We start from the raw sequence: 3,045 nt of genomic DNA, 5'->3' as shown, positions 1-3,045 counted from the left end.
AAAAGGAGCTTCCCATTATACATGCTCTTTGATCGAGAATATCTGTCTCGACGATAAGCAGCTAGGTCATCTAGGTCAATTGTCCAACGAGCAATTTTCTTATAGGCTTTTAGCTTCTTCTGTTTAATAGCAACATAGATGGCTTGCCTAGTTACATTGTTGATCTTAGCTGCCTCTGTAATTGATACAGCCCTTCTCTCTTCACTTGCCTGTCTATCGCCATGCGCCTTTGCGGAAGAGCCTGAAGTCTCTCTCCCTTCGATATCTTGATGAGACCTTTGTGACCGACTGGAAAAACTCTTTCCCTCTTTCTCGTTATCAAAGGGTCTTGAGCCTTCAACATCATCCTTTATGCCTCGGGACATAACTAAACTCCAGGAAGATCTAACATTCAAACTTAAAGTCGATAGTATCATTAAAAGTTTCTTAGTTTGTCAACTATTTAATTTGTCTAATCTTTATTTAAAATCAACATAGACACAGCTAAACATCTAGCCCAGATGTTCCTCCGCAGGCTCATTTTCTACTTACTGCACGAAATTCGACCACGACTTTGAAAAAGGACTCAAATTCATGAATAAATTTTCCAAATTGTTGGGGCGGTTTCGATCTTGTTATCGCTCCCTAATTCTTACCTTCTTTCCTCTGCTTCTTTTCGGGTTCAATTGGCCTAAACTTTCCGAAGAAGATGTTATGACCAAAATTGACACATGCTTAGATTTGCACGCCAAATGGAACGAATTATCTCCCAATCTAGTAGAGAGAACAATAAGAAATTACTTAAACTATTTTTCTGCTCTACAAGGGCATCTAGATCAATCTTTTTGGGAAACGTGGGAAGCTCCAAGTTCGCAATTAATTGACTCCACTCTGACACAGCTAAAAGAGAGAAAACTTACTAACTTCGCAACTCTCGTACAGCATGCGACCGAAAAACTAGAAAAAATGCAGAGAGGCAACAATAAAGAACAAGAATCATTTGCTGATCTAGAAGCGAAAGCAAAGAACTTGGTTAATGGTCTTCTTTCTCCGTCTAATCGGAGATTAATGATTCACACCCTATTCCTAAAGGCTTTCGTATCAGCTCTTGATTCTCATTCAGAATACTTTACTCCTGATGAATTTGATCAGTTCATGATTGAAGTTCAACAAGAGACAGTTGGAATTGGGGTCGTCTTGGAGTCTGCCCCAGAGGGCGCACGCATCATCGAAGTTATCGAATCCGGACCAGCTGATTCAACAGGAATTATTTTTGCCCAAGACATCATAACACACGTAAATGACATATCGATTTCAGGAGAGCCTCTTGATGAGATCGTTAAGAGGCTGAAAGGGGCAGAAAATACATCCGTAAAAATTCGCATTCAAAGAACAGATGGAGAAGGATTTGATGCGACTTTAGCAAGAAGCAAAGTTGTTCTTCAGAGAAAACGAATAGAAGTTAATCAAAATGCATTTGGCAGTGGAACAATTGCTCACATATCTCTTCATTCATTTTACGCAAGTCATGAAGATTCATGTGCCGCAGAACTTGGTCGAACAATTCGGACATTGAAAAATGAATTAGGAGATGGACTAAAGGCTATTGTTCTTGATCTTAGACGAAACTCAGGAGGGCTCCTTAGGCAAGGAATAGAAGTTGTCAATCTTTTTGTAAAAGCAGGTGTTATCGTTTCTATTAGAGATAACAAAAGCGCATTACAATTATTTCGTCATTTCGGTGAGCAGACAGTTTGGCAAGGGCCTCTGTTTGTTCTTGTAAGTCGTGCTAGTGCATCGTGCTCTGAAATTGTCGCCCAAGCTCTTCAAGATTACGGTAGGGCTTTAATAATTGGGGATGACAGGACTTATGGGAAAGGATCTTTTCAAATGTTCCTTTCACAAGACCAAACACGCATACAAACACAAGGGGAAATTAAACTTACCAGAGGGATGTACTACACAGTTTCTGGTAAGAGCCCACAAGGACGTGGCGTGCGACCACATATAATTGTTCCAGGGTTAACTTCACAAGCCAACATTGGCGAAGAATGTACACAGTTCCACTTGACGGCTGACGATATTTCCCCAACCTTTGACGATCATCTAGAAGACTTTCCTGAACTCTTGAGGCAACATGTTCTTCCAATTTACATAGAGAACAGACAAACGGTTAATACCTTCTCAGAAGAAATGATCCGACATATGCAAAAAAACTCCCAAGATCGTATCCTCTCGAGCAACGACTACCAGGAGGCTCTCAAGAAGTCAACTCAACAAGATGATTCGTTGCGTCTTTTTTTGACAAATTCACCTTCTTGGAAGGAATCTGATTTCCAACTGATTGAGTCTATCAATGTTGTTAAGGATTACCTTTACATGGACGCTACTACATCTGATAATGAAGATAGCTGATTGAAGTTTCCTTTAATTGATCTGATCATCTTAAGGGTTTGAAATGACGGTTCGCGTCCGCATTGCGCCTTCTCCAACTGGGGATCCACACGTTGGAACGGCTTACGTTGCCCTTTTCAATTGGCTCTTTGCCAGTCGACATAATGGAATTTTTTTGCTTCGAATTGAAGACACTGATCAGAAGCGCTCTTCTGAAAAATGTGAACAGGAAATTTTCAAAGCCTTGCGATGGCTAGGAATAAATTGGTCGGAAGGGCCAGATGTCGGAGGGCCCTATGGCCCTTATCGTCAATCGGAAAGGAAAGATCTGTATCGTCAGCACGCGTATCAGCTTCTTGAAGCTGGTAAAGCTTATAAATGTTTTGCCACACCAGATGAGCTTCGTTTGATGCGAGCTCTGTCTTCCGGTGGTAAAAAGGGATACGATCGAAGGTACAGGTATCTATCCAAGGACGAGTTGACGGCTAAGGAATTGGCAGGCGAACCGTATGTCATTCGTTTGAGTGTTCCATTGGAAGGCGAATCTAGATTCTATGATGGAATCCGCGGTGAACTTACTTATCCATGGTCTGATGTAGACGATCAGGTCCTTCTCAAATCTGATGGAATGCCTACTTATCATTTGGCCAACGTAGTAGACGACCATTACAT

At 41.3% G+C, this 3,045-nt stretch carries 3 protein-coding genes; 2 read left to right on the top strand and 1 reads right to left on the bottom strand.

From position 1 onward, the window contains the following. Positions 1 to 365, bottom strand: a 365-nt coding sequence (locus GCCT14_RS04230; protein WP_157952601.1) for a helix-turn-helix domain-containing protein, incomplete at its 3' end; no start/stop codon positions are given. Positions 366 to 573: 208 nt separating this feature from the next. On the opposite strand from GCCT14_RS04230, the gene GCCT14_RS04225 reads away from it, so the two are divergent. Both GCCT14_RS04225 and GCCT14_RS04220 read left to right on the top strand, forming a co-directional pair. Further along, positions 574 to 2,394, top strand: coding sequence for a S41 family peptidase (locus tag GCCT14_RS04225; protein ID WP_108624364.1), 1,821 nt, complete (start codon positions 574 to 576; stop codon positions 2,392 to 2,394). A gap of 43 nt (positions 2,395 to 2,437) precedes the next feature. Continuing rightward, positions 2,438 to 3,045 (top strand): glutamate--tRNA ligase (locus GCCT14_RS04220; RefSeq protein ID WP_239978378.1); only part of this gene is annotated, 608 nt, incomplete at its 3' end.

The organism is Candidatus Similichlamydia epinepheli (assembly GCF_003056015.1).
This window is presented reverse-complemented; position numbering and strand designations above follow the sequence as displayed.